Below are 25,210 nucleotides of genomic sequence, written 5' to 3'. Positions count from 1 at the left end.
TCAGATCACCCAGTCCCGGTAACTTGCGGCAAGATCGCGCACGAAACGATCGCGCGCTTGGCGCGCCCTTGCCTGCCGCTTGGCCGGCGGCTCCTTGCTGAATTCGACAACCTTGTCGGCCATGTCCGCGATGCTTGAGCACACGGTGCCGCCGCCGAAGTAGCGAATCTGGTCAACAAAGGCCGGCCCATCGAGCGCGAGGCAATGCCGCCCGCTCAACATCGCTTCGATCAGGACGGCCGATCCGCGGAACTGGTAGACATCGTGCGCATAGGGCAGAAGCACCAGATCGGCGTTTTCGTACATCGTCGCCAGTTCATCGGCCGGCAGATGCGACGGCAGGACGGTGACGCCCGGAATGGCATAAAGCCGGATCAGGTAGTCAATCTGATGCTTGAGATCGCGATCAGGCAGGACCTGCGTGCGGAAGCGGATGCGCATCTCCGGGTCACGCTGGCGAACCTGCGAGAACAGATCGACCAGCTGCAGGAACCCCTTGTCATAGCGCGCCGAGCCCGGACAGATGACCGTGACGTGATCGTTCTGCAGCACCGGCACCTGGGGGCGCAACTCGATGTTGGCGGCGACCGCGACCGGTCGATCGAGCTGGGCCGCGAGATATTCGGCATATCGCGGCGTCTCTGCCGCCAGCCGCACGGAAAGCCCTGCATCGCACAGCCGATTGATCAGCGCGAGCGCGACGTTAAGCGGCTTGGCATACTGGCCAGACGATGCCGTTTCCATCACCCCGATCAGCCTGATCAGGATCTTCGGGCTGCCCGCCGCGCGCAATTCGTCGACCGCCTCGACAAGCGCCAGCAGCGAATAGAAATCGATCGAGGGGTAGCACAGCGTATCGGCCGGCCCCACGCCGAACCTCTCGAGAAGCTGGACGAGATCGCGCTTTGCCGCAGCGGCCTTCTGCGCGTGCGTGCGCAGGATCGTGCTGTCCAGATCCCCCTTCGGCAACGGCATCGCGTCATTGTAGTAATATTCGAATGCCGGCTCGATCCCGTAGCGGGCGGCCGTGTCCTGGGGCAGGCGATTACATCCGAGCGAGACGACCTGATCGTAATACTTCCCAACAAAGTGCCGGAAATTTTCCATGGCGGCCACGTTATGGCCATAAGGAAATACGCACACAGGATCGCAGATGAGCAGTCTTGAAATTTGCTTTTCCTGATTAGTGGCCGTCAAAGACAGCCCAACGCCAATATCGCCGTTGACTTGATCGGACATACCCTGACAAACCCGTCATTACTTGTGCGAACTCGAATTTTTACGTTGCACAGCTTGGTGATCAGCAAAGTGCGGCATGTCTTCGCAGGTGCGGAAAAAGTTACTATAATCTCCATACTGTCCCTGCAAGGGGGAAAAGCAGATTGTCGTGTCACACCCGATGTAGTGCCGCTGCCTCATGGTGAGTATTGAACCATTGAGGCGGTGTTTCATGGACACAACTCAATCAAGCTCATCCCGCCCCAAGCTCCTCATTTCGGAATATCCTGAAAGGTTCCCGCCGCTGGTCCTGCCGAGACAACACTTCGTCGGCATAATAGGGCAAAAGGCAGCAACTTGACTTCAACCTGCAGAGCACGCCGCCTGCTAGTCACATTACCTTCATATCGGTTCAATTTACCCGGCACCGACGTGCCGGTCGGCCCCGCCCCCAAGCGTCGCACTCAACACCGAGCGGCGATCAGCCGGCCTGTCAGGTCAGCATTGACAGCATCGACCCTCGCGATGCTGCACTCCAGCACATCGACGCGATGCTGCAGTGCGCGCTCCCTTTCCTCGGCAGCGGACAGAAGGCCTTCCTGCTCCGCCACGCGCGCCAGTGCGGTAGCCAGTTCGGCTTCCAGTTGCCGGTTCCACGCCTCCTGGCGTTGCAGATCGTGCGAAACCTGCGCCTGCGCTTCTGTCACCCGCGCCAGTTCGTCGCGCGCGGCGGCCAGTTGCTGCTCGAGCCCGGCCACGTGCACCGCGCTTTCCTCTGCCTTCGTTCGGGCAGCGTCGAGTGCTTGCGCATGGGCCTGCTGCAAATTGGCCAACTGCGCCTGGACTGCGGCAAGCTCCGCATCCGCTTCGGCAAGACGCAATTCGAGCGACGCGCGCTCCCCCACGGCTTGCGCTTCGCGTTGCGCAAGCTCCTGCCGCGCGGCTTCCAGTTCGCGAACGAAGGCGTCGCGCTCCGCATGGATTTGCGCCAACCGATGCTCGGCATCTTCCTGCACAGACCGCACCCGGGCCTCCACGGCAGCCTCTGTCCGGGCATCGGCGGCAGCCAGGTATTCGAAGGCGCCCGCGGCCTGGCGGGCAAAAACGGCCTGCTCGGTCCAGATGTCCGCAACGAGCTTGTCGATGAACGCCTTTTCGTCGTCGGTCGCTTTGCAGGCCGCCTTGATCCTATCGGCAATCTCGTCGACCAGGATGACGCAGGCCGGGCGATTGGCAATCGGGTGGAGCGGGAAGTCCATCCGTTCGCTGGCATCGTCGAGATCGAGCGAAATGCCGATGGCCTGCGCGATCGCATCGACCACTTCGCGACGATAATCGGGGTCCGGCCCGGAAAGCGCGTTCGCATCGACCACCAGATCCGCCGAGCGCCGCGCCAGCGTCAGAAAGTAGAGATGGAAGCCGACGAAGTAGCAGAAGACGTTGTCGAAATTGGCGGGATTGACCCACGCTTCGAGACTGGAGGTCGATTCGGCAGGGAAAAGCCTTGCCAGATGGTCGATCACTGGATCGCGACCGGCAAGGCCCAGCGTTTCATACAGGGTATCGAGGAAGTACCAGTTCCCGAAGCGGGCCTGCCCCGCATAGGAGTTCCATTGTTGATAAAGGTTGCGAACGAGCAGGATGTGGAACCCGCCAAAACGCGCCTTCATGCCATCGGCGCGCCCCAGCAGACGCGTGCAGGCGAGCAGCGGCACACGCTGGCGGGATCGGGCGTGGCGTATCAGTTGCTCGACATACGCGGCCACATCCTCGTCCAGCGGCCCCTCCGGCCCCGCCGCGCCGATGTATCGGTCGGCCAGATCGCGCGACGGGGGAAAGCCGGGAACGCCCGCATCACCGTCAAGCAGACCGGCGTATTCCAGCGCATAGGGAGCGCCGCGCGGATGATGCGAGCGCCATCCGTCGGGACGCGCCTCGCCCAGGGTGGAAAGCGTCAGCCCGCCCAGTTGCTCGTTGAAGGGCTCGTAGTAGCAAAGCAGCCGTTCATGCGCGCGGAATTTGGTCCACAGCCATGTACTGCAGGTGCGAAAGCCCGAGTACAGGAAAACCGGCCCATCCTGCAGGGCATGGGGCACCCCTTCCAGGTGATCGGCGATTAGCCTGCGTTTTGCCGACCGGTCCACGGCTGACGCTCCGTGGTCTTGCATCTTAATCTCCCGTACAGCCGGCCCGGGACAAGGCCAGTCCTTTGCGATCCCTTCCGACTTCGTGACGCTGGATAGCGTGTCATATGACAAAGGCGTTTCGTATCCATATCATAGAGTTGGGCCTTGTGTGGTTGCAATGCAGCAGAATTGGTGCAAAACCGCCCCGCAGTGCAGTTGTCATTGCAAGGGTGGCGCAGCTTATCCTGCTGACTTAAGGGTTGTTACAGGCAGGACATGAATACGAATAAGTTTCCCAATCTCTTCAAGAAGGTTGATTGGCTGTTCCTGCTGACCGTAGTATTGCCTACGGCGCTTGCCGTTCTCTATTACGGATTTCTGGCATCGGACGTCTACGTCTCCGAGTCACGCTTCGTGATCCGCAGCCCCGAGAAGCCCGCTTCTTCGGGCTTGGGTGTAATTCTCAAGACCGCCGGCTTCGCCAATGCCGGGGATGAGACGCAGGCCGCCAAGTTCTACATCGGATCGCGCGATGCGCTCAAAGCCATCAATCGCAACGGCGATGTCGCGAAGTCGTACAGCGATCACTCGATCTCGATCTTCGATCGCTTCAACCCCCTGGGCACAGGCGGGTCTTTCGAAGACTTGCACAATTATTTCAACAACAAGATCGGCGCGGACTTCGATTCCGGGTCCGCCATCACGACGCTGACGGTCAGGGCCTACAACCCCCAGGACGCGCAGCGCTTCAACCGTGAGCTGCTTGAACAGTCCGAAGCTCTGGTAAATCGCCTCAATCAGCGCGGGCGCAAGGATCTGGTCGACTATGCCGAATCCGAAGTGGCCGAAGCGCAGAAGATGGCCGGAGATGCGGCTGCGCGCCTTGCGCAGTACCGCAACAACACCGGCGTGGTCGATCCCGAACAGCAGGCGACGGTCCAGTTGCAGATGATCTCCAAGCTTCAGGACAGGCTGATCGCCGCGCGCAGCCAGCTTGCCGAACTGGAAAGCAGCGTGCCGGACAACCCCCAGATCCCAAGCATCAGGACGCAGATCGCATCCCTGACCGGAGAGATCGCCCGACAGATGGGTCAGGTTGCCGGCGATCGTTCATCGCTTTCGGCCAAGGCCGCGCGTTACGAACGGCTCGTGCTCGACAATGAAATGGCCAGCAAGCGCCTCGCCGCGGCGATGACCTCGCTGCAGGAAGCGCGCAGCGAAGCGCTGCACCAGCAGGCCTATGTCGAACGCATTGCCCAGCCCAATCTTCCCGACAAGGCGCTCGAGCCGCGGCGCCTGCGCGGCATCTTCGCAGCGCTTGCCCTTGGCCTGATCGCTTGGGGCGTGCTGAGCATGCTGCTGGCCGGCGTCAGGGAGCATCGGGAATAATGGAGGCGCACTCCGCCCCCGAAACGCCGTTCCGGACTTCGCTGGCGATCCAGGGGCGGGTCATCTGGGCTCTGCTGATGCGCGAAGTGCTGACCCGTTACGGGCGGCACAACATTGGCTTCCTGTGGCTGTTCGTCGAACCGATGATGTTCACGCTGGGCGTAACCGCGCTGTGGACGGCGACCAAGTCGGTCCACGGATCGGACCTTCCCATCGTTGCGTTTGCCATCACCGGCTATTCGTCGGTGCTGCTGTGGCGCAACATGCCGGCGCGTTGCATCGACGCGATCGACCCTAACCGGTCGCTGCTGTTCCATCGCAACGTGCGGGTGATCGACATCTTCTTCACCCGCATCCTTCTGGAAGCGGCAGGGGCAACGAGTTCGCTGATGGTGCTGGGAACGCTGTTCGTCCTGACCGGGCAGATGAGCCCGCCCGAAGATGTCCTCCAGGTCATCGGCGGTTGGGTCATGCTCGCCTGGTTCGGGGCCGCGCTGGCGATCTTCCTAGGCGCGGCGTCCGAAAAGTCCGAGATCATCCACAAGCTGTGGCATCCGGTTTCGTACCTGATGTTCCCGCTTTCGGGTGCGGCCTTCCTGCTCAGCGCGCTGCCGCCGCAGGCCCAGGCCATCCTGAAATACCTGCCGATGATCAATGGCACCGAATACCTGCGCGAAGGGTTCTTCGGCTCCAAGATCCACGCGATCTATGACATGCCCTACATGCTCGCCTGCAACATGGTCCTGTCGATCCTGGGCCTGTCGATCCTGCGGGTAGTCGCTGACGAAGTTATTCCCGAATGATCGAGCTCGAAGACGTCGTAAAGGACTACAAGACCAACTCCGGCCCGGTCCGCGTGCTCGATCGTGTCAACCTGCGCGTCCACCCGGGGCAGCAGCTGGGCATCCTGGGCCGCAACGGCGCCGGCAAGTCCACCATGATCCGGCTGATTTCCGGAACGGAGCTGCCCACCGCCGGTTCGGTGCGCCGTACGATGAGCGTATCGTGGCCCCTGGCGTTCGGCGGCGCGTTCCAGGGCACGCTCACCGGATACGACAACCTGCGCTTCATCTGCCGCGTCTATGGCGTTGACCCGGCCGACTGCGTCGATTTCGTCGAGGACTTCTCGGAACTTGGCATCTATCTGCGCGAACCGATCCGCTCCTATTCATCGGGCATGCGCGCCCGCCTCGCCTTTGCCATCTCGATGACGGTGGATTTTGACTGCTATTTGATCGACGAGATCATCGCTGTCGGCGATGCCCGCTTCCACGCCAAATGCATGGTCGAACTGTTCGAAAAGCGGGCCGACAAGGCCAAGATCATCGTGTCGCACGATCCCGGCTACGTCCGGCAGCACTGCCACAACGCAGCGGTCCTGTCCGACGGGAAGCTGACCTATTTCGACGATCTGGACCCGGCGTTCGAACATTATGCCGAGGTGACATCGGCGAGGGCGGCGGACTGAGCCGTCCGCCATGGGCAAGATCACACGCCGCGTGAAGGCGATATTCGACCACTTGCGCTGGCGAGCGCGCGACCTTGCCGATCGCCTGGCGTTCCCCCCGGCACGCGAAGCCCGCCTGATCGCCCGCGCGCGCGCAGCGCTGCCGGCGCCGCCCGGCCACGGGCCAAAGCGGTTGTTGGTCGATCTGTCCGTCATCCACAAGCACGACGCCGGAACCGGCATCCAGCGGGTCGTGCGATCGCTGCGGGATCGGTTGCGGCTGGCAGTCCATCCCGATGTGGCGATCGAGCCTGTCATCGTGCGCAGGCTGCGCGATGGGTATGTCACGCTGTCGGGCGATGCGCTGGCGGGCGGGCCTGACAGCCTGTTCTTCGGGCTGGATTTCGCCACCGACGCGGTGCATCGGTCCCGCAAGCAGCTTCAGGCGCTGCGGCAGTCCGGAACGCCGATGTGGTTTTTGGTCCACGATATCCTGCCGATGACCCATCCGCACTGGTTCACATACCCGTCGCGCCTCAAATACCGGCGCTGGATGCGGGTCTGCGCCACTTTGGCCGATGGGATCTTCTGCGTATCGCCTGAAGTGACGCGGCAGGTGAAGGAAATGCTGGCAACGCGCTACAGGCGCGCGGATCTGCCGCGCATCATCACCATCACGCCGGGTTCGAACATCACCCCAGCTGACAGGCTGCTCGGCCAGGAGCACCTGCCGCAGGCACCGGCGCTGGATGCGGCGACGTTCGCGCGGGCCGTGCTGATCGTCGGCACGCTTGAACCGCGCAAGGGGCATGCCGATGCGCTGGCGGCATTCGAGCTGCTGTGGCGCCAAGGCCTCGACATTCCCCTTGTCCTGATCGGTCGTCCGGGATGGAACACGGCTGCGCTTCAGGCCGCGATCCGGCAGCACGAACACTACGGCCGCCTGCTGTTCTGGTTCGACGACGTCACCGACGAAGCGCTTCACGCCGCCTATCGCCACTGCCGGCTGGCGCTGGTGCCCTCGCTCGCCGAGGGCTACGGCCTGCCGCTGGACGAGGCGCTGGCGCTGGGTGCGCCGGTCCTGGCCCGCGACATCGCGGTGTTCCATCGCCATGTTAACGATCGCATCCGCTTTTTTCCCGAACACGCCGATGCGCGTGCGCTGGCCGATGCGATCCTGCTCTCGCTGGCCGCAGGCGCGCGCGATGAGACCCTCCCGCCCCTGCCCGACTGGGACGGGACCGTGCTGGAGCTGGTGAAGGCTTTCGACTGCCTGCTCGCCTGATCAGCCGAGCAGGCGATCCGGCAACCTGGGGATGAAGCGCGGCGGGGTGCATGCCGCATAGTTTCGCGCCGTTGCCTCGATCAGCGCGGTTTCGCTCCAGTGCGCGAACATGGCTTCCCGCCGCTCCACGAGCCATTCGGCCAGCGCGGCGGCGTACAGGGCCGGATCGCTGGCGGAAAGGCACTGCGCACCGCGCCGTGCGACTTTGCCCGGATCTATGCGCCCTTCGGCAAGATCATCGAGCAGCGCCAGCAGGTCTTCGTGTTCGCGTTCGGTCGAGATCTGCAGGACCGATCCTTGCGGCAACTGGCGGTACCAGCCCGTGCCGGAGACCACCGAGGCGGCACCATTGGCCCATATGCGCAATTGCGAGCCCGATGCTTCCCCCATGGTCGGATTGCGCAAGTTGAGCACCAGGTGCGCCTGCCGGATCAGCGCATCAAGCCGGTCATCGGGCAAGAACCCATGGTCGCGAACCCGCTCGCCCAGCCCTGCCTCGGCGATCGCGGACCTGACCTCTGGCCCGTTGTTCATCTCACCGGCGAGATCCAGTTCGAAGCGATGCTTCCAGGGCGATTGCGCCCAGGCACGCAGGAACTCGCACAGTCGGCGGTTGGGATTGAGATAGCCGAACATGACGAGGCGAATCGGTCGATCGGGGGTCAGCTGGGGCGGTCCCGGGGCCGGCTCGGCGGGGGGGCTATAGGGCAGCGGCAAGGTCGCGACGGGCATGCCGGGAAACCGCTCGGAAATTTCGTCGGCGACCAGCGGGTTGTGGGTCACGGCGCCGAGCGCCCCCTGCAGGGCGACCTCGAACAAGGGGAAATCGCCGGCGATGGACGAAATCGTCGCGTCACCGGCATGGACCGCTCTTGCAGCCTCGCGTCCGGGCCGTCCATACCAGTGCGCCATGGCCGCCGCATAGGAAGCCATGCCGCCATTGTCGGCAGCTTCGCGATCCAGAACCGCATGACACAGGTCCTGCAAGGACCGGTCGTGCAGCACGACCACGCCGGGATGCCGCCTTGCCGTGTGCAGGATTTCACCGTGGAAGACCGGGTTGTTGCCGATGTTGTAGAGACAGGACCACGATGCGTTCAACGCGCGCGGCGATACGCCGGCCATCGGCTGCGCGCCCAGCTGCCCATCCCCTTGCGCGGCGCCGGGGTGGAGTACCTGAAGTTCGATCCGCGATGAAAGATGCGGCACGATCCGGGCGGAATACTGGGCGATATCGGTGCGCGACGGCGGGACCGGACTGAACCAGAAGGTCCGGCTCATGCCGTCAGCACCTCTACCACCCTGTCCCAGGATATGCCGAGCGCATCGTAGTATTCCCGCCCGGCCCGGCCCATCCGCGCCGCGATGGAGCGATTGCGCCATAGTGCGTCCATTTGCGCGGCAAGGTTTGCGGCATCCGGCGTGGCGACCAAGCCGGTCCGGTCATGTTCGACGAATTCGAGAGGCCCCCCCGAATCCGACGTGGTGATCACCGGCTTGCCCGAAAGCATCGCCTCAAGCGTCACGTAGCCGTAGTCCTCGTCGACCGGCGGATAGACCACGCCGAGGCTTTCGGCATAGAGCGCAAGCTTCTCCGCCTGGCTGGTAAAGCCCTTGAACACCACGCGCTGCTCCAGCCCGCCCTCGCGGCAGAGCTGCTGCAGTTCGGCCATGTACGACGGCACTTCCGCAGCCCCGGCAAAGACCACGCGCACCGGTTCCCGGCACAGCGCCAGCGCCTCGATCACCAAGCGCTGGCGCTTGAGCGGCGTGATGCGGCTGGGAAAGAAGAGGTAATCCCGCGCCTCGGCCGAATGGAACTGCTCGGCGTCCGCAGGGGGATGGTATAGCGGGCGGGCGGCAATGCCGTTGAAGTGCTCGAGCCGGTCGGCCACGTTGCGGGAATTGGCGTAGACCGCCTTCGCTTCGGGAATGAAGCGGCGATCGGCATGGTGAACGGCCGCACGGACCGCCTGCCCATGAGGAAGATTGATGAGATCGCCGTATTCGGGGTGATCCCATAGGTCGTAGGCGGAACGGTACTGGTGTAAGATCCACAGCACCTTGTCCGGATGGGGGGCCAGATAGATCGGGAACTTCAGACCGATCAGCCGGTCGATCCGCAGGCCATTGGCTTCGGACAGGTCGAGCATGCGCGCGATCGCGATGCTTTCGAGCAGGCGCTCTGGCGGATACCATTTGAAGGGGATCGTCACTAGCTCGGTTTCGAAACCGCGCGCGCGCAGTTGCCGCACGAGGTTGTCGGCGTGAACTTCGGCCCCGCCGTGAACGAACGGCACCTGGACATTGGCAACGGCAATGCGCATGGAGACCCGGCCTTACCCTTCGCGCCGCGCGCGGATCAGGGCGTTGCCGAAAACCAGCGCCGCCCTGCCTTGGGCAGATCCCGGATCGGGTGCCTCTGTCAGGAAGCCGAACGGCTCTGCTCCTCCAAGGCTTGCCGCCTCTACCTCTTCGCGCAGGGCCGCAATCTCGCGCGCGAGAAGCTGCTGGTTGAGCGCGATCCGGTCGATCCGCTGGCGCCGGCGGCGTCGGGCGGCGAACCAGGTGCCGAGGCCCGGCAGCCGCAACGGCCAGCCAGCCCTTGCATAAGCCTTCAGGCCTTCGATCCGAGCGAGCCTGCCGCCGCTCTTGCGCAGGCCTTCATCGGATGCGAGCAGGTTCGCCAGGACCTTGCGGCGACCGTTGAACCGCGCCGCGATGCGCTGGTAGGTGGCAAGGCCATCCTCGTCCGGCCAGCGTCCCAGGATGTCCTGATAGGCGCGGTTGACGAATTCGGCGTGCGTGAGCGCGCGCTCTTCTACCGACGACGCCCTGTGTTCCCGCGAACGCAGCAAGCCCCGCACGATCGCGGGCCGGGCCACGCCACGGCGGGCGAGATCACGATAATGACTGCGCCCTTCCGGGTCTGGCTCGCGCTTCAGCAGAACGGCGTAGGCATAGTCGAGAAAGCGGTCGAACAGGACAAGATCGAGCAGCGGACCCGTCTGGTTGACCGGGTAACGGCGCAGATCGATGTCGGCTTCCGTATCTTCGAAGATGTCCGCATTCAGCCCGCTCATCGCCGACGTCTTTCCATGACGCATCGACAAGATGCAAGGAAGGACTTGTCCGGCAAAGCAGCGGCGCAGCTATTTTCGCGAGTATTCGATTGTTCCGGAGATGATTGACGATGCCGTGAAGTTGTCGCGCGTCAGCGGCATCATCCTTTGGGTCCCCTGGTAGAACAGCTGCGCCCCCGCCGATCCGGGAACGGTGCGGGCGATGATCGCCCCGCCGATGCCCTTCATGCCGTTGGCGAGCAGGGCGCTGGCGGTGCCATCGGGGCTGGCGCCCGCACCCGCTGCGAACGGCAGGTTCTGCAGCAGGGCATTGCCCGCGGCCAATCCCGGTCCGGAAAGCGCAAGGCGGAACGTCATGCGCACCTGCCGGCCCTGCACCTCGTACTGGCAGGACCGAGTCGTTTGAGCAGATCCATGCGTCGCTTTGCCGCCGAGTGTCAGTTCCGGGGCGCAGGCCGCCGCGCCTCCCCAGATCGCATTGCCCGAGGTCGGGCCGCTTTCCCGGATGCCGTTGTAGCCGGTGGGATGATCGGACCGGTTGTTCGTGGCCCACAGCGTGTTGTCCGCCCCGCCGTCGATGACGGCGGCGTGCGATCCGTTGTTGCCCCGGTTGTATTGGGCAACGTTCGCGCTGACTTTCACGTTATTGCTATTGTGGAGATAGACGCCATTGTCCGCGCTGGTGATGTGGACGTCATCGAACTGGCTGTACGTAACCCCGGCAAGATAGAGCGCATGGAGCGCCGAGGTGCCGATCCACACGTTGGCGAACATCACGTTGTTGACAGGGTTCGCGTTCTCCGCCTGATCTACCACGATGCCGGGCCCATCGGTGGTATCGGCGACGATGTTGTAGAAGTGGCCGAACTGGCATGCCTGCTGCGAAATCTGGTACGCTTCGCCGCACAGCTTCCACCCGGTCTTGCCGTTCATAGCCTCGTCATTCATAAACTTCGAACCGGCGAAGAACACCAGCTGGTAGCCATAGAGCGCCACGTTCTGCATCGTCGAATTCGACAGGATGACCGCGTTGTTCGGTGCCTTGTTCGCAGGATCGGTGGGAGGGCCCATGTAAACCCCGACCTGGTTCTGCTCGGCACCAACGCCATCGACCGTGACGTTGTCGATCGTCGTCTGCCATTGATCGTAGAGATCGAGCCCATGGCGGCACCCGTTGAAGTAGAGATCCCTGAGCTTGCCCCGGTTCACATAGACGAGCCGGACGCCCATCGCATTGGCATTGCCCATCCCTGCGCACACCACGGTCAGGTTCTGCACCCCCACGCCGGTCAGCCCGCGGGCGTAGGTGCCTTCGGCGAGGATCGCCGGAAAATTGCCGGCGGGCATGATCCTGGTCGCACGCATCGCGGCGCCGGCCAGTTCGACGTTCGACGGCAGCGTGATCGGGCGCGAGATGCGGTAGCAGCCGCCCGGCAGGACGACCCGGCCCGAACCGTTGGCGAGGGCCGCAGCAACCGCCGCTTCGATCCCGCCCGCCACGTCGCGCGACCGCGTGCAGGCGCCAACGTCGCGGCGCTGGTCTGCGCTCAGATGATCGAACACGTTGATCCCGCCGCGAACGAAGTCGACTGCCCGATCTGCAGATGCGCCGACCCCAACCGGCGCTGCCGTGCCCGGAACCTCCGTCGGGGCCGATGCGGATGCAGCCAGCAACAGCGGCGTAATCAGATAGGCTTTCATCGACATGGGCTTACTTTGCAGGATGACCGGTTCAAGCAGAGATCCTCAACGCGCGTCGGCGACGAAGGTTCGGCGTCTTTCCACCACAATCAATAAGGCTATCAGCGAAGCTCGTTCGCTGGCGCCTGCTTGCGCTTCTACCCTGCGTCGCGACAGCAGGATCAGGAGAGCGTCATGTCCGCGCAACGCCAGCTTCACCTTGGCGCCATTCTCGAAGGCGTCGGCACCGACCAGCAATCGTGGCGCGATCCCGACCTTCCGGGCGATGCCAGCATCGACATCGACTGGTACGTCGAAAACGCGCGGGCGGCCGAAGCGGCCAAGTTCGACCTGGTGTTCATCGTCGATTCCCCGTTCATCACGCCCGATACCGCGCCCCACTTCCTCAACCGGCTCGAACCGCTGACGCTGCTTTCGGCGATCGCCACGCAGACCAGCCGCATCGGCCTCGTCGGCACGCTCACCACCTCGTACTGGGAGCCCTACAACGTGGCGCGCCAGTTCGGCTCGCTCGATCACATCAGCCGCGGCCGCGCCGGCTGGAACGTCGTCACCACCGGCCTGGAAGGCGCGGCGCGCAACTATGGCCGCGAAGAAAACTTCCTCCATGCCGACCGCTACGAGCGCGCGCACGAATTCGTGCGCGTGGTGCAGGGGCTGTGGGACAGCTACGAGGACGATGCCTTCCCGCGTGACAAGGCGGCCGGGGTGTTTCTCGACAAGGGCAAGCAGCACCGGCTCGACCACAAGGGCAAGCACTTCTCGGTGGCGGGTCCGCTCGCGCTCAGCCGCTCGCCTCAAGGGCAGCCAGTCATCTTCCAGGCAGGCGACAGCAGCGAAGGGCGCGACCTTGGCGCGGCGATCGCCGAAGCCACGTTCGCCGCCTCACAAAGCTTCGAGGACGGCCAGCGCTACTATGCCGATCTGAAGGCGCGCGCCGCCGCGCTGGGCCGCGATCCCGACCAGATCAAGGTCCTGCCCGGGCTTTTCCCGATCATCGCCGAAACCGACGAGGAAGCCCAGGCCATCGCCCGCGCCCAGCACGAGGCGCTCGATATCGACAAGCTGCTCGTCCAGCTGGGCCGCGCGTTCAACTACCACGATTTCCGCCAGTACGACCTCGACGCGCCCTTCCCCGACCTGACCGGGGTCACGCTCAACAGCTACAAGGGCCAGGCCGAACGGATCATCGCCACGGCCAAGCGGGAAGGCTACACCCTGCGTGAAGCCGCCTACAAGCTGGGCCAGTGGAAGTCGGGCTTCGTCGGATCGCCCGAAACCATCGCCGACGAGATCGAGCGCTGGTTCACCGGCCGCGCCGCCGATGGCTTCAACCTGCGCGTGACGCGGCCTGCCGACTTCAAGCTGTTCCGCGAACGCGTCGTGCCCATCCTGCAGCAGCGCGGGCTGTTCCGCACCGAATACGAAGGCCGCACCTTGCGCGATCACCTCGGCCTGCCGGTGCCGGCGCACCGCCACGCACCGGCGCAGGCTATTGCGGCCACCCAGCCGGTATCGGCCGAAGGGGCCGAACAGGCCGAACCGGAACTGGCCGAACCCGCCGAATGATCGCAAGCTCGTTCCTGCGCGCGGACGTCCTCGTCGTCGGTGGCGGCATGGCTGCGGCCTGGGCGGCGATCGGCGCCGCGCGCCAGGGCGTGTCGGTGATCGTCATCGACAAGGGCGCGATGGGCACCAGCGGGGTGACCGCCACCGGTGGCCCCGGCCACTGGTGGGTGCCGCCAGACCGCGCCGCGCGCGAAGCCGCCATCGCCCGCCAGATGGACAAGGCGCAAGGACTGGCCGAGCGCGCGTGGATGGAGCGCATCCTCGACCTCACCTGGCGGCACCTGCCCGAAATCGCTCCGTTCTATCCCTTTGGCAGCAATGGCGCGGGCGGCCCCTATGTTCAGGGCGTGCGCGGCCCCGAATACATGCGCGCGCTGCGCAAGCTGGCGATCGCCCACGGCGTCACGATCCTTGACCACCATCCCGCGATCGAACTGCTGCGCGACGAGGACGGACGCATTGCCGGCGTCCACGCAGTGGCCCTCGCCAGCGGCGACGTGATCGAGATCCGCAGCGGCGCGACGATCCTTGCCACCGGCGGCTGTGCCTTCCGCTCGGGCCTGATCGGCAGCCACACCCAGACCGGCGATGGCTACCTGATGGCGGCCGAAGCGGGCGCCAGCCTTTCGGGCATGGAGTTCTCGATCTCCTACTCGCTCTCGCCCGCCTGGGCCTCGACCCGGACGCTGCCCTACTTCGCCGCGCGCTTCTTCGACGAGGCCGGCCGCGAGCTCGACATCCCGCCACCCGATGCGGGCCATTCACACCTGCAAGCGCTGGGCCGGGCCATGCTCGAAGGGCCGGTGCTGGCAGACCTGTCGGATGCGCCGCCGGTGCTCGAAGGGCTGCTGCGCCGCATCCAGCCGCTGACCGCCGCCGCCTTCGATCGCCGGGGCATCGACCTGTTCCGCCAGCGCTTTGCCGTGCGCCTTTATGGCGAAGGGACGATCCGGGGCACCGGCGGCATCCGCATCGTCGATCGGGATTGCCGCACCGAAGTGCCCGGCCTGTTTGCCGCCGGCGATGCCGCGACGCGCGAACTGGTCGCCGGGGCCAGCAGTGGCGGTGGCGCGGTCAACTCCGCCTGGGCGCTGTCCTCGGGGCTGATCGCAGGCGAAGCTGCCGCAGGCGAGGCGATCATCGGGCGCCAGCGTCCGGCGGCGGTGCGCGGGCTTGGCCGGGCGGGCTTCCATCCCCGCCGCGGTACCCGCGCGATCGATCGCGCCGGCGCGATTTCCACGGTGCGCGATCGCGTGCTGTCCTACGACCGCGCCTTCTGGCGCACGCGCGAAACGCTGGAAAGCGCGGGCCACGATCTGGAATCGGTCTGGACCGAAGTCGCCGATCACGCCAGCGGCGAAGGGCGCGATCTTGTCGAACTGCGTGAAATTGCCGCGATGGCCGCTACCGCGCGCTGGTGCAATGCCGCGGCGCTGGCGCGGGACGAAACGCGCGGGCTTGCCGTGCGGGCGGACCGGCCGGACAAGGATGGCGCGCTCGGCCATCGCCTGCTGGCGCGCGGGCTGTCGCAGGTCGAAGTGATCGCCGAAGCGCCGGTGCAGCCGCGCGAACCCCAGCCGGTGGCGGCATGATCGCGGCCATCGTCGAAGCGCGCTGCACCGGCTGCAACGCCTGCGTCGGCGCCTGCCCCACGCGCGTGCTGGAACCCGCTGCGAAAGTGCCGCTGATCGCGCGGCTCGATGCCTGCCAGACGTGCTATTTGTGCGAACTTGCCTGCGAAGCCGATGCCATCTGGGTCGCGCCGGGCGAAGACGACGCCACTGCCCCCGCCGAACCGGTGCTGCTCGCATCGGGCCAGCTCGGCCAGGTCCGCCGCGACCACGGCTGGAACGCCCCGCTCGATGGCGGGCAGCTCGACGATTATCGCCTGCTCGGCCCGCTGCTGCGCGAAGGCAGCGAGATCGCCGCGCGCCGCTATGCCGCGGGCAGGACGTCCGAGGCGAGGTAATCGGCCACGCGCACGCGGCGCGGCAGCATGCCGTATTCGGCAAAGCGGTCGGCGGCGCGCTGGACGGCGGAAAGGCATGCGTCGTCCGGCGCGAACAGGTCGGGCCGTTCTCGCGCCACCATCTTGCGCGCGATGGCGATGTCGACCCCGGTCTGCCGGGCATAGATTTCGGCGTAGCGCGCCGGATTGGCCCGGCACCAGCGATTGGCCTGGCGCATGCGGCCAAGCACGTCGCGCAGGGCCGCGCGCTTGGCCGGGTCCGCCAACGCGGCGTCCGACGCGGTGATCAGCGTGTAGCCGGGGCCGATGCCGCGCCCATCGCGCAGGATGCGCGCGCCCGCCGCCTCGGCCTTGGCCTGGAAGATCCCGAACGTGGCCCAGGCCTCGATCTGGCCGCTGGCAAAGGCGGCGGCGGCTTCGGTCGGCAGCATGAAGCCGATCTTCACCCGATCGAGCGGCACGTCGGCTTCGCGCAGGGCTTCGAGCAGCAGGTAGTGCGCGATGCTGCCGCGCGCGCTCGACACGATCACCTGCCGCCCGGCAAGATCGGCGACCGAGCGCACGGGCGAACCGCCCGGAACGATCACCGCCATGCTTTCGGGCGCGCTCTTGGTCACCGCCACGATCTTGAGCCGGCACCCGGCGGCAATGGCGAGCACCACCGGCAGGTCCCCGGCCGGCGCGGTATCGACCGCCCCGGCGTTGAGTGCCTCGAGCAGGGGCGCAGCGCCGGGGAAACTGGCCCAGGTGACGCGGTAGGGGGCGCCCTGCAGCGCGTCGGCCGCGTCGAGCTTGGCCTGCATCAGGTGGACCTGATCGCCCAGCACGAGCCCCTTGGCGCCCGGCCTGCCACAGGCCGCCAGCAGCGGCAGCGCCACCACGCCGGCCAGCGCGCCTGCCAGGAAGCCGCGGCGATCTGCGAAGGATCGGGGCGAATTCTTTGCGAGGTGTTCCATTCCCGTGGGCGCTATTGAAGGCAGCCGCATGCCGCCAATGAAAACCCCGCTGCAGGCTTGAGATTTGCCAATACGACCGATGATCCCGGCATCTGCATCGGCACCCGAAGCTTGCCTTGCGTCGGGACAATCCCCCCGATCAGCATCCCCAATAGATCCCGCGCAAATATTCAACTGCGCGAAAATCGACGCGTTTTCAGGCCCGTTCGAGCACAGTTCAGCCCCGATGATATGGGCATGAGCATCCGCAATTTTTGCGCAAGGCGTCATCCCGGCATGGGCCCCCGACTTATCCGTGGGGGAAACAATGAACACCAATCGCAAATTCATCGTCCTGGCCAGCGTCGCGCTCGGCGCGCTGGGCATGGCATCGGGCGCGCGCGCTGCCGAGGCATTGGCGGAGGCAGGCGCAGAAGCCGTGGCACCGGCAGTGGCGGCAGACGCCGCCGAAACCGGCGATGGCGCGCCGATCGTCGTCACCGGCCTGCGCGGGGTGGAACTGCGCTCGATCACCAAGAGCCCGGCCCCGATCGACGTGCTCACCGGCGATCAGGTCACCTCGATCGGCCGCGCCGAATTCGGCGAGGCGCTGACCAAGCTGCTGCCTTCGTTCAACTTCGTCACCAACCAGGCCGGCGTCACCTCGATCCTGCGCCCGGTCACCAACCGCGGGCTTGGCCCCGCCTACACGCTGGTGCTGGTCAACGGGAAGCGCCGCCACAACGGCGCGACGATCGCCGCCGGCTCCGGCGACAACAGCGGCGTCAACCCGGTCGACTTCGACCTGATCCCGTCGAGCCTGGTCAATTCGATCGAAGTGCTCAAGGACAGCGCCGCCGCGCAATACGGGTCCGATGCGGTTGCCGGTGTGGTCAACGTCAAGCTGCGCGACAGCGACCACGGTTTCAATTCGAACTTCACCTGGGGCAGCCTCTATGGCGGCAGCGGCAGCCTGCCCAGCTGGAAGGCGCAGGCCGATGCCGGCTTCAAGCTCGGCAACGACGGCGGCTTCCTGCACATCAGCGGCGACGTGCGCCACCGGGGCCAGGCCTGGTGGAACTTCCCGGCCACCAACCCCAACTTCTACGGCTCCACCACCAAGCCGAGCGCCGCGGCGCAGGCCAAGAACGCCACCTGGAACCGCGACGGCGCGCACAACGGTGATCCCAAGATCAACGCCTTCAACCTTGCCTACAACGCGCGCTTGCCGATCTCGGACACCACCTCGATCTATTCGTTCGGCACCTTCGGCCACCGCGAAAGCGCGGCGGGCAACAACGTTCGCCGCGCCAACAGCCGGGCAAGCTTCGACGTGCTGTTCCCCAACGGCTACCATCCGGTCAACAACATCGCGGAAAACGACTGGCAGGTGGTGGCCGGCGCCGATGGCGATGTCGGCGGCTGGAAGTGGGACCTGTCGACCTCTTACGGCCGGCACCGCGCCCACCATTCGAGCGAACTGACGCTCAACCCCTCGCTCGGCCCCACCGGGCCGACGCACTTCGACAATCTCGCCACCTACATCTTCGACCAGTGGACCACCAATGCCGACCTGACCAAGGGCATCGAGGTGGGCCTTGCCAAGCCGCTGCAGGTCTCGATCGGCGCCGAAGTGCGGCGCGATCACTTCAAGACGCTGGCGGGCGATCCCGACGGCTACCGCAACGGCGGATACGTCTACAAGGCGGGTGACCAGTTCGACGATCCCAACGTCGGCCAGCTGGCGCTGGTCGGGGCGCAGTCCTCGTTCACCATCCGCCCGTCGGAACAGGCCGACATCAGCCGCACCGTGGTGGCCGGCTACCTCGATCTCGGCATCTATCCGCTGGAGCGGTGGTACATCGGTGCGGCGGGCCGGCTTGAACACTACAGCGATGCGGCCGGCACCACGGTGGGCGGCAAGTTCAACACCCGCTTCGAGATCACCGACCGCTTCGCGCTGCGCGGCACGGTCGGTACGGGCTTTCGCGCACCGTCGCTGTCGCAGATCGGCTATGCCCAGACAGACAACCGCACCGCGATCGTCGGCGGCGTGATCGTGCCCTCGCTCTCGGTGCTGGCGCTCAACACCTCGCCGCTCGCCCGCGCGCTCGGCGCCAGCGACCTCAAGCCCGAAAAGTCGGTCAACTTCGGGTTCGGCGGGGTGTGGGAAATCACCCCCGCGATCTCGCTGACGGTCGATGCCTACCAGGTCACCGTGAAGAACCGCATCATCCGCACCAGCAACCTTGCCGGCGCGAACGTCACCGCCGCGCTCAAGGCCAACGGCTATACCGGGACCGAGTTCGTCACCTTCTTCACCAACGCGCTCGACACCCGCAGCCGGGGCGTCGACGCGGTGTTCCAGGCGGGCCACGATTTCGGCAACCTGGGCAAGGTGAACCTGTCGGCCTCGTTCAACTACAACGAGACGAAGATCCAGAAGCTGGCCGCGCCGCCGGCCCCGCTTGGCACGCTGAGCACCGGCTTCGTGTTCTTCGGGCGCGATCGCCAGGGCGAACTTTCGGTCGGCAATCCCAAGACCAAGGCGGTGATCGCGGCGAACTGGAAGCTCGCGCCGGTCGAACTCAATGTGCAGACCACCCGCTATGGCAAGCTCACCTACTGGCGCTCGCAGCTGACCAGCCAGGACCGCGTCTATGGCGCCAAGTGGATCACCGACGTTGAGCTGAGCGTCGACGTCACCCGCTTCGCGCGGCTGTCGGTGGGCGCGTCGAACGTGTTCAACGTGCGCCCGGATGCCTATCCCGAACTGGGCGATCCCAACACCGGTTCTTCGGGCTTCGTCTATGGCCCTTCGCCCTTCGCGCCCAGCGGGGGCTACTACTACGGCCGCATCGGCGTGACCTTCTAAAGGCCACGCAATCGCGGGTTTACAGCCCCCCGGGCAGGCGGCAAGGTCCTGCCCGGGGGGCCTTTTTCAAGGATAAGCCATGGAATATCGCAAGCTGGGTCGCACCGGCCTCGACGTAAGCGTCATCTGCCTCGGCACGATGACCTGGGGTTCGCAGAACACCGAAGCCGAAGCGCACGAACAGCTCGATTACGCGCTGGGCCAGGGGGTCAACTTCATCGACACCGCCGAAGGCTACCCGGTGACGCCGGTCTCGGCCGAAACCCAGGGCAGGACCGAGGAATACATCGGCAGCTGGATCGCTCGGCGCGGCAAGCGTGACGACTTCGTTCTGGCGACCAAGGTGGCCGGCCCGGTGCGCGATCCGGTGCGCAAGTTCCGCGGCGGCGACAACAAGCTCGACCGCGCCAACATCGAAGCGGCGGTGGATGACAGCCTGCGGCGGCTGCAGACCGACTACATCGATCTCTACCAGGTGCACTGGCCCGAACGGCCGGTGCCGGCATTCGGCGGACGCGGGCTGACCGCGCTCAGCGACAAGCCCGATACCACCCCGATCGAAGCGACGCTCGATGCGCTGGCCGGCCTGGTCAAGGCGGGCAAGGTGCGCCACGTGGGCGTCTCCAACGAAACCCCCTGGGGCGTTTCGGAATACCTGCGCCTGTCGCGCGAAGGCGGCCTACCGCGCATCGCCTCGATCCAGAACGCCTACAGCCTGCTCAACCGCGTGTACGAGATTGGCCTGTCGGAATTCTCTCTGCGTGAGGACGTCAGCCTGCTCGCCTATTCGCCGCTAGCGGGCGGCAACCTGACCGGCAAGTACCTCGGCGGCGTGATCCCGGCCGGTTCGCGCCGTTCGGTGGCCAACCAGTTCGTCCGCTACGACAGCGCGGGCCAGGTCCCGGCCGCGGCGCGCTATGTCGCGATCGCGCAGGCCTTCGGGCTCGATCCCGCGACGCTCGCTTTGGCTTTCGTCAATTCGCGCCCGTTCGTGACCGCGAACATCATCGGCGCCACTTCGCTCGACCAGCTGCGGGTCGATATCGCCAGCATCGACGTGACGCTGCCGCCCGAAGCGCTGGCCGCGATCGAGGCGGTGCACCGGGAAATTCCCGACCCCTGCCCCTGATCGGCGCATTCCAGCGAGAAATGATCAAGACCAATCGAGAATAACTGGATTTTCGATCGCCGCCCGCGCCCGGTAGGTCCTGCGTGATGAACACACGGCATGGAACTCGGGCGCGGACGGCCTTGCTGGCCGGCGCGCTGCTTCACGCAACGCTCGGCCTTGCCGGGCCCGCCGCCGCGCAGACTCCGCCGCCCGATGTCGTCGATCCCGCGCCGACCGCCGCCGACTGGGCCGCGCTGGGCAAGCTGCCCGACTGGAGCGGGACGTGGCTCCCCGACATTTCCGACCAGGTCCGGCAGATCACCACCAACCCCGTGCCGTGGAAGGCCGCGGTGCAGGCGCAGGTCGATTTCTGGACCAGCGAGGAAAAGGAGGGCCGCCCGCGCGGCCTGCTGCTCGATTGCCTGCCGCACGGCATGCCCAGCTTGATCCTGATCACCCACAACGCCAACGAATTCCTGTTCTCGCCCGGACGGGTGACGCTGCTCGGCGAATCCGACGGCAACCGCCTGCGCCGGATCTGGACCGACGGGCGCAAGCTGCCCGATGATCCCGACCCGACGTTCCACGGCACGTCGGTCGGCCACTGGGAAGGCGATACGCTGGTGGTGGAAACGCGCGGCATCCTGCCCCAGGTCTACCTCGCGATCAGCGAAGCGGTGGGCATTCCGCTGGGTGAAGGGGCCGCGGTGCACGAACGCATCCACCTGATCGATCCCGATACGCTGGTGCACGACCTGGTGATCGAGGCGCCGCAGATCCTGACCCGTCCATGGGAAACCCGCCGCATCTTCCACCGCAACCGCAAGCGCAGCTACGAAATCGTCGAAGGCGTGTGCCGCCAGGGCGATTTCGAGGAAGGCACCGACAAGTGGGGCAACCGGACCTACGTTCCGACCCACCAGCAGGACGGCAACATTCTGCCACCTCCAACCAAGTGAGCCGAGCCATGACCCGCACGATCCGCGCCGCCGCTTTCGCCCTCGCCGCCGCCACAGCCACAGCCACCGCCACGATTGGCCTTGCCGGCGCGGCGCAGGCCCATCACAGCTTTGCCATGTTCGATCCGGCCAAGGTGGTGACGCTGCAGGGCCGCGTGAAGGAATACCGCTGGGTCAACCCGCACGTCGCGCTGCTGCTCGATGTCGCGGCGCCCGGCAACGGCGGCGGAGTTTGGGCGGTGGAACTGACCAGCCCGGGCAACCTCACCCGGCTCGGCTGGAGCCGCAAGTCGCTGAAGCCCGGCGACCGCGTGGCGGTGGAGATCAACCCGCTGCGCGATGGCCAGCACGGCGGCGGTTTCCGCAAGCTGACCCTGCTCGATACCGGGCAAGTGCTGCAGGCCCGCCTGATCGACATCGAAAAGAACGCCGCCGCAGGGCACTGAGCGGACGAGAGAGGATTATCGCACCATGGATCTGAAGCTCGAAGGCAAGCGCGCGCTCGTCACCGGCGGCAGCAAGGGCATCGGCCGTGCCATTGCCCGCGCCCTGCTGCACGAAGGCGTGCGCGTGGCCATTTCCGGGCGCGATGCCGATGCGGCAGAGGCGGCGGCGCGGGCGCTGGCCGCCGAAACCGGCGGCGAAGTCCACGCGCTGATCGCCGATACGCGCAGCGACGAGGCGGTCGATGCGCTGGTCGCCGATGCGGTGGCGCGGCTCGGCGGGCTCGACATCCTGGTCAACAACGCCGCGCGTCCCGGCCTTCCGGGTAAGGTTCCGGGCGTCGCCGGGGTCGAATCGCAGGTGCTGCTCGACGAACTCGATACCAAGCTCGTGGGCTACCTGCGCACCGCGCGCGCCGCGGCGCCGCACCTGGTGGCCAACGGCTGGGGCCGGATCATCAACATCAGCGGGCTTGCCGCGCGCGTCACCACCACGATCCCGGGATCGACGCGCAACGTGGCCGTCGCCGCGCTGACCAAGGCGCTGGCCGACGAACTGGGGCCGCAGGGCGTCAACGTCACCGTGGTCCACCCCGGCGCCACGCGCACCGAAAAGACCGCCGCGCTGGTCGCCGCGCGCGCGGCGGCCGATGGCCTGTCCGAAGCCGAGGCCGAACGCGCGCTGTTCGGCGGCAACCTGATCGGGCGGATCGTCGATGCCGACGAAATCGGCGCGATCGTCGCCTTCCTCGCCTCGCCACGCAGCGATGCCATCACCGGCGATGCCATCGCCGCGGGCGGCGGCACGGCGCGCACGATTCATTATTGAGCGCAGGCCACCACCGAGAACAGGGCGGCCCCTTTAAACCCGCGCCGCCAGGGGACATCTGAAAGCCCATGAGCCAGACCCGCCAGCTGCATCTCGGCGCCTTCATGCGCCCCGTCTCGATCCACACCGGCGCGTGGCGCTACCCGGGGGCGTGGCCCGACGCCAACTTCAACCTTGCGCACATCACCCGGCTTGCCCGCACGCTCGAAGCGGCCAAGTTCGATGCCTTCTTCATGGCCGACCACCTCGCCGTGCTGAACATGCCGATCGAGGCGCTCAAGCGCAGCCACACGGTCACCTCGTTCGAACCGTTCACGCTGCTGTCCGCGCTGGCGATGGTGACGGAGCGGATCGGCCTCGTCGCCACCGCATCGACCACCTACGACGAACCCTACCACATCGCCCGGCGCTTCGCCTCGCTCGACCACATCAGCGCCGGGCGCGCCGGGTGGAACATCGTCACCACCGGCAATCCCGAAACCTCGTTCAACTTCGGCAGCGACCAGCATCTTGCCCACGCCACGCGCTATGCCCGCGCGCGCGAATTCTACGACGTGGTCACCGGCCTGTGGGACAGCTGGGCCGACGATGCCTTCGTCCGCGATGTCGAACAGGGGCTGTTCTTCGATCCCGACAAGCTGCACGTGCTGGGCCACGAAGGCGAACACCTGTCGGTGCGCGGCCCGCTCAACATCGGCCGGCCGGTCCAGGGCTGGCCGGTGATCGTGCAGGCGGGCGCATCGGACGCCGGGCGCCAGCTCGCCGCCGAAACCGCCGAAGTGATCTTCGGATCGGAAGCCACGCGCGAAGGCGGCAAGGCCTTCTATGCCGACGTCAAGGGACGCATGGCGGTGGTGGGCCGCGATCCCGACCACCTCAAGATCCTGCCCGCCGCCTTCGTCGTGGTGGGCGAAACGGTGGAAGAAGCCCGCGCCAAGCGCGCGCATCTCGACAGCCTGGTCCACTACGACAGCGGCATCCGCTCGCTCAACATCATGCTCGATTACGACGTTTCGGGCTTCGATCCCGACGGCCCTCTGCCCGACATCCCCGAAAGCAACGCCAGCAAGAGCGCGCGCGACCGTACGGTGGCGCTGGCCCGCCGCGAGAACCTCACCATCCGCCAGCTCGCGGCGCGCGCGGGCAGCTATGCCGGGCTCGCCTTCGTCGGCACGGCAAAGACGATCGCCGACGAAATGGAAGCCTGGCTCGACGAGCGCGCCTCGGACGGGTTCAACGTGATGTTCCCGTGGCTGCCGGGCGGGCTCGACGACTTTGCCACGCAAGTCGTGCCCGAGCTGCAGCGACGGGGCATCTTCCGCAAGGACTACGAAGGCACCACGCTGCGCGACCATCTCGGCCTGCCGCGCCCGGAAAACCGGTTCTTCGCCAAGGCGGCACGCGAGGTCGAGAGCGAAGCGGCGGGCGACCAGCCGGCGGGTTGACGATAATCCAACCGCGCATTGCAACTCGTCATAACCGCACCGGCACGGCGCCTGTTAGACACGGGCGCAGTTTCCCCGAAGTGCGTGGATGAGGAGCGCGAGCCATGGCCGAGATCGTCAACAAGACCGCCCTGATCGTGGGCAGCGGCCCGGGCATCAGCGCCTCGGTCGCCCGCGCGCTGGCTGGACAAGGCTACCGCCTCGCGCTCGCCGCGCGCAATCCCGACAAGCTGCGCGACCTTGCTGCCGAAACCGGCGCGGCCACGTTCGAGGTGGATGCGAGCAGCCCGGCAGCGGTCAGCCAGCTGTTCAAGGATGCGCAGGACGCGATCGGCCTGCCCGAAGTGGTGCTCTACAACGCCGCCGGACGGTTGCGCGGCCCGCTCGAGGCGCTCGATCCCGAGACCGTGCGGCGCGTGCTGGAAGTCTCGGCCTATGGCGGCTTCCTCGTCGCGCAGCAGGCCGCCAAGCGGCTGGTCCCGCTCGCCCGCGGGGCGATCCTGCTGACCGGCGCCACCGCGAGCGTGAAGGGCTTTGCCAATTCGGCCGCCTTCGCCATCGGCAAGTTCGGACTGCGCGGCCTTGCCCAGAGCGCCGCGCGCGAGCTGGCGCCCAAGGGCGTCCATGTCGCGCATTTCGTGATCGACGGCGCGGTCAGGAGCGCCGAACGGCCCGATCCGGCCACCGCGCCCGACAGCACGCTTGACCCGGACGCGATTGCACAGACTTATCTGGCGGTGCTGGCCCAGCCGCGCAGCGCGTGGACATGGGAAGTCGAACTGCGGCCCTATGTCGAGGTGTTCTGACGGGCCAGGATCGGACGGGA

The 25,210-nt window shown here is 66.2% G+C and carries 21 protein-coding genes; 14 read left to right on the top strand and 7 right to left on the bottom strand.

Going from position 1 to position 25,210, the window contains the following annotated elements:
* Both HHL27_RS00995 and HHL27_RS00990 read right to left on the bottom strand, forming a co-directional pair.
* Positions 1 to 1,107, bottom strand: a complete 1,107-nt coding sequence (locus tag HHL27_RS00995) for a glycosyltransferase (protein ID WP_240959304.1) — start codon at positions 1,105 to 1,107, stop codon at positions 1 to 3.
* Between the two features lie 575 nt (positions 1,108 to 1,682).
* Positions 1,683 to 3,362: a phytochrome family protein gene (locus HHL27_RS00990; RefSeq protein ID WP_206069302.1), complete on the bottom strand. Its 1,680-nt coding sequence runs from the start codon at positions 3,360 to 3,362 to the stop codon at positions 1,683 to 1,685.
* Between the two features lie 258 nt (positions 3,363 to 3,620).
* Here HHL27_RS00990 and HHL27_RS00985 point away from each other — a divergent pair, with 258 nt between their 5' ends.
* The 4 genes from HHL27_RS00985 to HHL27_RS00970 are packed head-to-tail and all read left to right on the top strand — an operon-like array spanning position 3,621 to position 7,465.
* Complete coding sequence (locus tag HHL27_RS00985; RefSeq protein WP_169491516.1) at positions 3,621 to 4,733, top strand: KpsE/RkpR family capsule polysaccharide export protein; 1,113 nt, start codon at positions 3,621 to 3,623, stop codon at positions 4,731 to 4,733.
* Positions 4,733 to 5,536: an ABC transporter permease gene (locus tag HHL27_RS00980; RefSeq protein ID WP_169491515.1), complete on the top strand. Its 804-nt coding sequence runs from the start codon at positions 4,733 to 4,735 to the stop codon at positions 5,534 to 5,536. Before HHL27_RS00985 ends, HHL27_RS00980 begins: the two co-directional genes overlap by 1 nt.
* Positions 5,533 to 6,201, top strand: coding sequence for an ABC transporter ATP-binding protein (locus tag HHL27_RS00975; RefSeq protein ID WP_169491514.1), 669 nt, complete (start codon positions 5,533 to 5,535; stop codon positions 6,199 to 6,201). The genes HHL27_RS00980 and HHL27_RS00975 overlap by 4 nt, the downstream gene beginning before the upstream one ends.
* Before the next feature lie 10 nt (positions 6,202 to 6,211).
* Complete coding sequence (locus tag HHL27_RS00970) at positions 6,212 to 7,465, top strand: glycosyltransferase family 4 protein (RefSeq protein WP_169491513.1); 1,254 nt, start codon at positions 6,212 to 6,214, stop codon at positions 7,463 to 7,465.
* Here the strand turns inward: HHL27_RS00970 and HHL27_RS00965 are convergent, their stop codons facing one another.
* From HHL27_RS00965 to HHL27_RS00950, 4 genes are all read right to left on the bottom strand, one after another.
* On the bottom strand, positions 7,466 to 8,746 hold the full coding sequence (locus HHL27_RS00965; RefSeq protein WP_169491512.1) for a glycosyltransferase family protein: 1,281 nt from the start codon (positions 8,744 to 8,746) through the stop codon (positions 7,466 to 7,468). It lies immediately after the preceding gene.
* Positions 8,743 to 9,792, bottom strand: a complete 1,050-nt coding sequence (locus HHL27_RS00960; RefSeq protein WP_169491511.1) for a glycosyltransferase family 4 protein — start codon at positions 9,790 to 9,792, stop codon at positions 8,743 to 8,745. The genes HHL27_RS00965 and HHL27_RS00960 overlap by 4 nt, the downstream gene beginning before the upstream one ends.
* Before the next feature lie 12 nt (positions 9,793 to 9,804).
* On the bottom strand, positions 9,805 to 10,548 hold the full coding sequence (locus tag HHL27_RS00955; protein ID WP_169491510.1) for a DUF4214 domain-containing protein: 744 nt from the start codon (positions 10,546 to 10,548) through the stop codon (positions 9,805 to 9,807).
* A gap of 69 nt (positions 10,549 to 10,617) precedes the next feature.
* Positions 10,618 to 12,249, bottom strand: coding sequence for a pectate lyase family protein (locus HHL27_RS00950; protein WP_169491509.1), 1,632 nt, complete (start codon positions 12,247 to 12,249; stop codon positions 10,618 to 10,620).
* 174 nt (positions 12,250 to 12,423) lie between these two features.
* Here HHL27_RS00950 and HHL27_RS00945 point away from each other — a divergent pair, with 174 nt between their 5' ends.
* Genes HHL27_RS00945 through HHL27_RS00935 form a run of 3 tightly spaced genes read left to right on the top strand, consistent with a single transcriptional unit; the run spans position 12,424 to position 15,787 of the window.
* Entirely contained in the window at positions 12,424 to 13,818 is a 1,395-nt protein-coding gene (locus tag HHL27_RS00945; protein ID WP_169491508.1) for an LLM class flavin-dependent oxidoreductase, read from the top strand.
* Positions 13,815 to 15,410 carry an FAD-binding protein gene (locus HHL27_RS00940; RefSeq protein ID WP_169491507.1) on the top strand — a complete coding sequence of 532 codons (1,596 nt, stop codon included), beginning with the start codon at positions 13,815 to 13,817 and terminating at the stop codon, positions 15,408 to 15,410. Before HHL27_RS00945 ends, HHL27_RS00940 begins: the two co-directional genes overlap by 4 nt.
* Positions 15,407 to 15,787, top strand: a complete 381-nt coding sequence (locus tag HHL27_RS00935; protein WP_169491506.1) for a 4Fe-4S dicluster domain-containing protein — start codon at positions 15,407 to 15,409, stop codon at positions 15,785 to 15,787. Before HHL27_RS00940 ends, HHL27_RS00935 begins: the two co-directional genes overlap by 4 nt.
* Here the strand turns inward: HHL27_RS00935 and HHL27_RS00930 are convergent.
* Positions 15,754 to 16,743, bottom strand: coding sequence for an ABC transporter substrate-binding protein (locus HHL27_RS00930; RefSeq protein WP_169491505.1), 990 nt, complete (start codon positions 16,741 to 16,743; stop codon positions 15,754 to 15,756). The two genes, HHL27_RS00935 and HHL27_RS00930, sit on opposite strands and share 34 nt — an antisense overlap.
* A gap of 307 nt (positions 16,744 to 17,050) precedes the next feature.
* Here HHL27_RS00930 and HHL27_RS00925 point away from each other — a divergent pair, with 307 nt between their 5' ends.
* From HHL27_RS00925 to HHL27_RS00895, 7 genes are all read left to right on the top strand, one after another.
* Positions 17,051 to 19,597: a TonB-dependent receptor plug domain-containing protein gene (locus HHL27_RS00925; RefSeq protein WP_240959231.1), complete on the top strand. Its 2,547-nt coding sequence runs from the start codon at positions 17,051 to 17,053 to the stop codon at positions 19,595 to 19,597.
* Between the two features lie 79 nt (positions 19,598 to 19,676).
* Entirely contained in the window at positions 19,677 to 20,726 is a 1,050-nt protein-coding gene (locus HHL27_RS00920; RefSeq protein ID WP_169491504.1) for an NADP(H)-dependent aldo-keto reductase, read from the top strand.
* An 86-nt stretch (positions 20,727 to 20,812) separates the two neighbouring features.
* Positions 20,813 to 21,667 carry a hypothetical protein gene (locus tag HHL27_RS00915; protein ID WP_169491503.1) on the top strand — a complete coding sequence of 285 codons (855 nt, stop codon included), beginning with the start codon at positions 20,813 to 20,815 and terminating at the stop codon, positions 21,665 to 21,667.
* Between the two features lie 8 nt (positions 21,668 to 21,675).
* On the top strand, positions 21,676 to 22,113 hold the full coding sequence (locus HHL27_RS00910; protein WP_169491502.1) for a DUF6152 family protein: 438 nt from the start codon (positions 21,676 to 21,678) through the stop codon (positions 22,111 to 22,113).
* Positions 22,114 to 22,138: 25 nt separating this feature from the next.
* Positions 22,139 to 22,939, top strand: coding sequence for an SDR family NAD(P)-dependent oxidoreductase (locus HHL27_RS00905; protein WP_169491501.1), 801 nt, complete (start codon positions 22,139 to 22,141; stop codon positions 22,937 to 22,939).
* A 68-nt stretch (positions 22,940 to 23,007) separates the two neighbouring features.
* Positions 23,008 to 24,384, top strand: coding sequence for an LLM class flavin-dependent oxidoreductase (locus HHL27_RS00900; protein ID WP_169491500.1), 1,377 nt, complete (start codon positions 23,008 to 23,010; stop codon positions 24,382 to 24,384).
* Between the two features lie 104 nt (positions 24,385 to 24,488).
* Entirely contained in the window at positions 24,489 to 25,190 is a 702-nt protein-coding gene (locus HHL27_RS00895; RefSeq protein WP_169491499.1) for an SDR family NAD(P)-dependent oxidoreductase, read from the top strand.
* Positions 25,191 to 25,210 lie beyond the last annotated feature (20 nt).

Source organism: Novosphingobium olei, from assembly GCF_012927405.1.
Lineage (GTDB): Bacteria > Pseudomonadota > Alphaproteobacteria > Sphingomonadales > Sphingomonadaceae > Novosphingobium > Novosphingobium olei.
The sequence above is the reverse complement of the archived record's forward strand: the minus strand, read 5'-3'. Positions and strand labels throughout refer to the sequence as shown.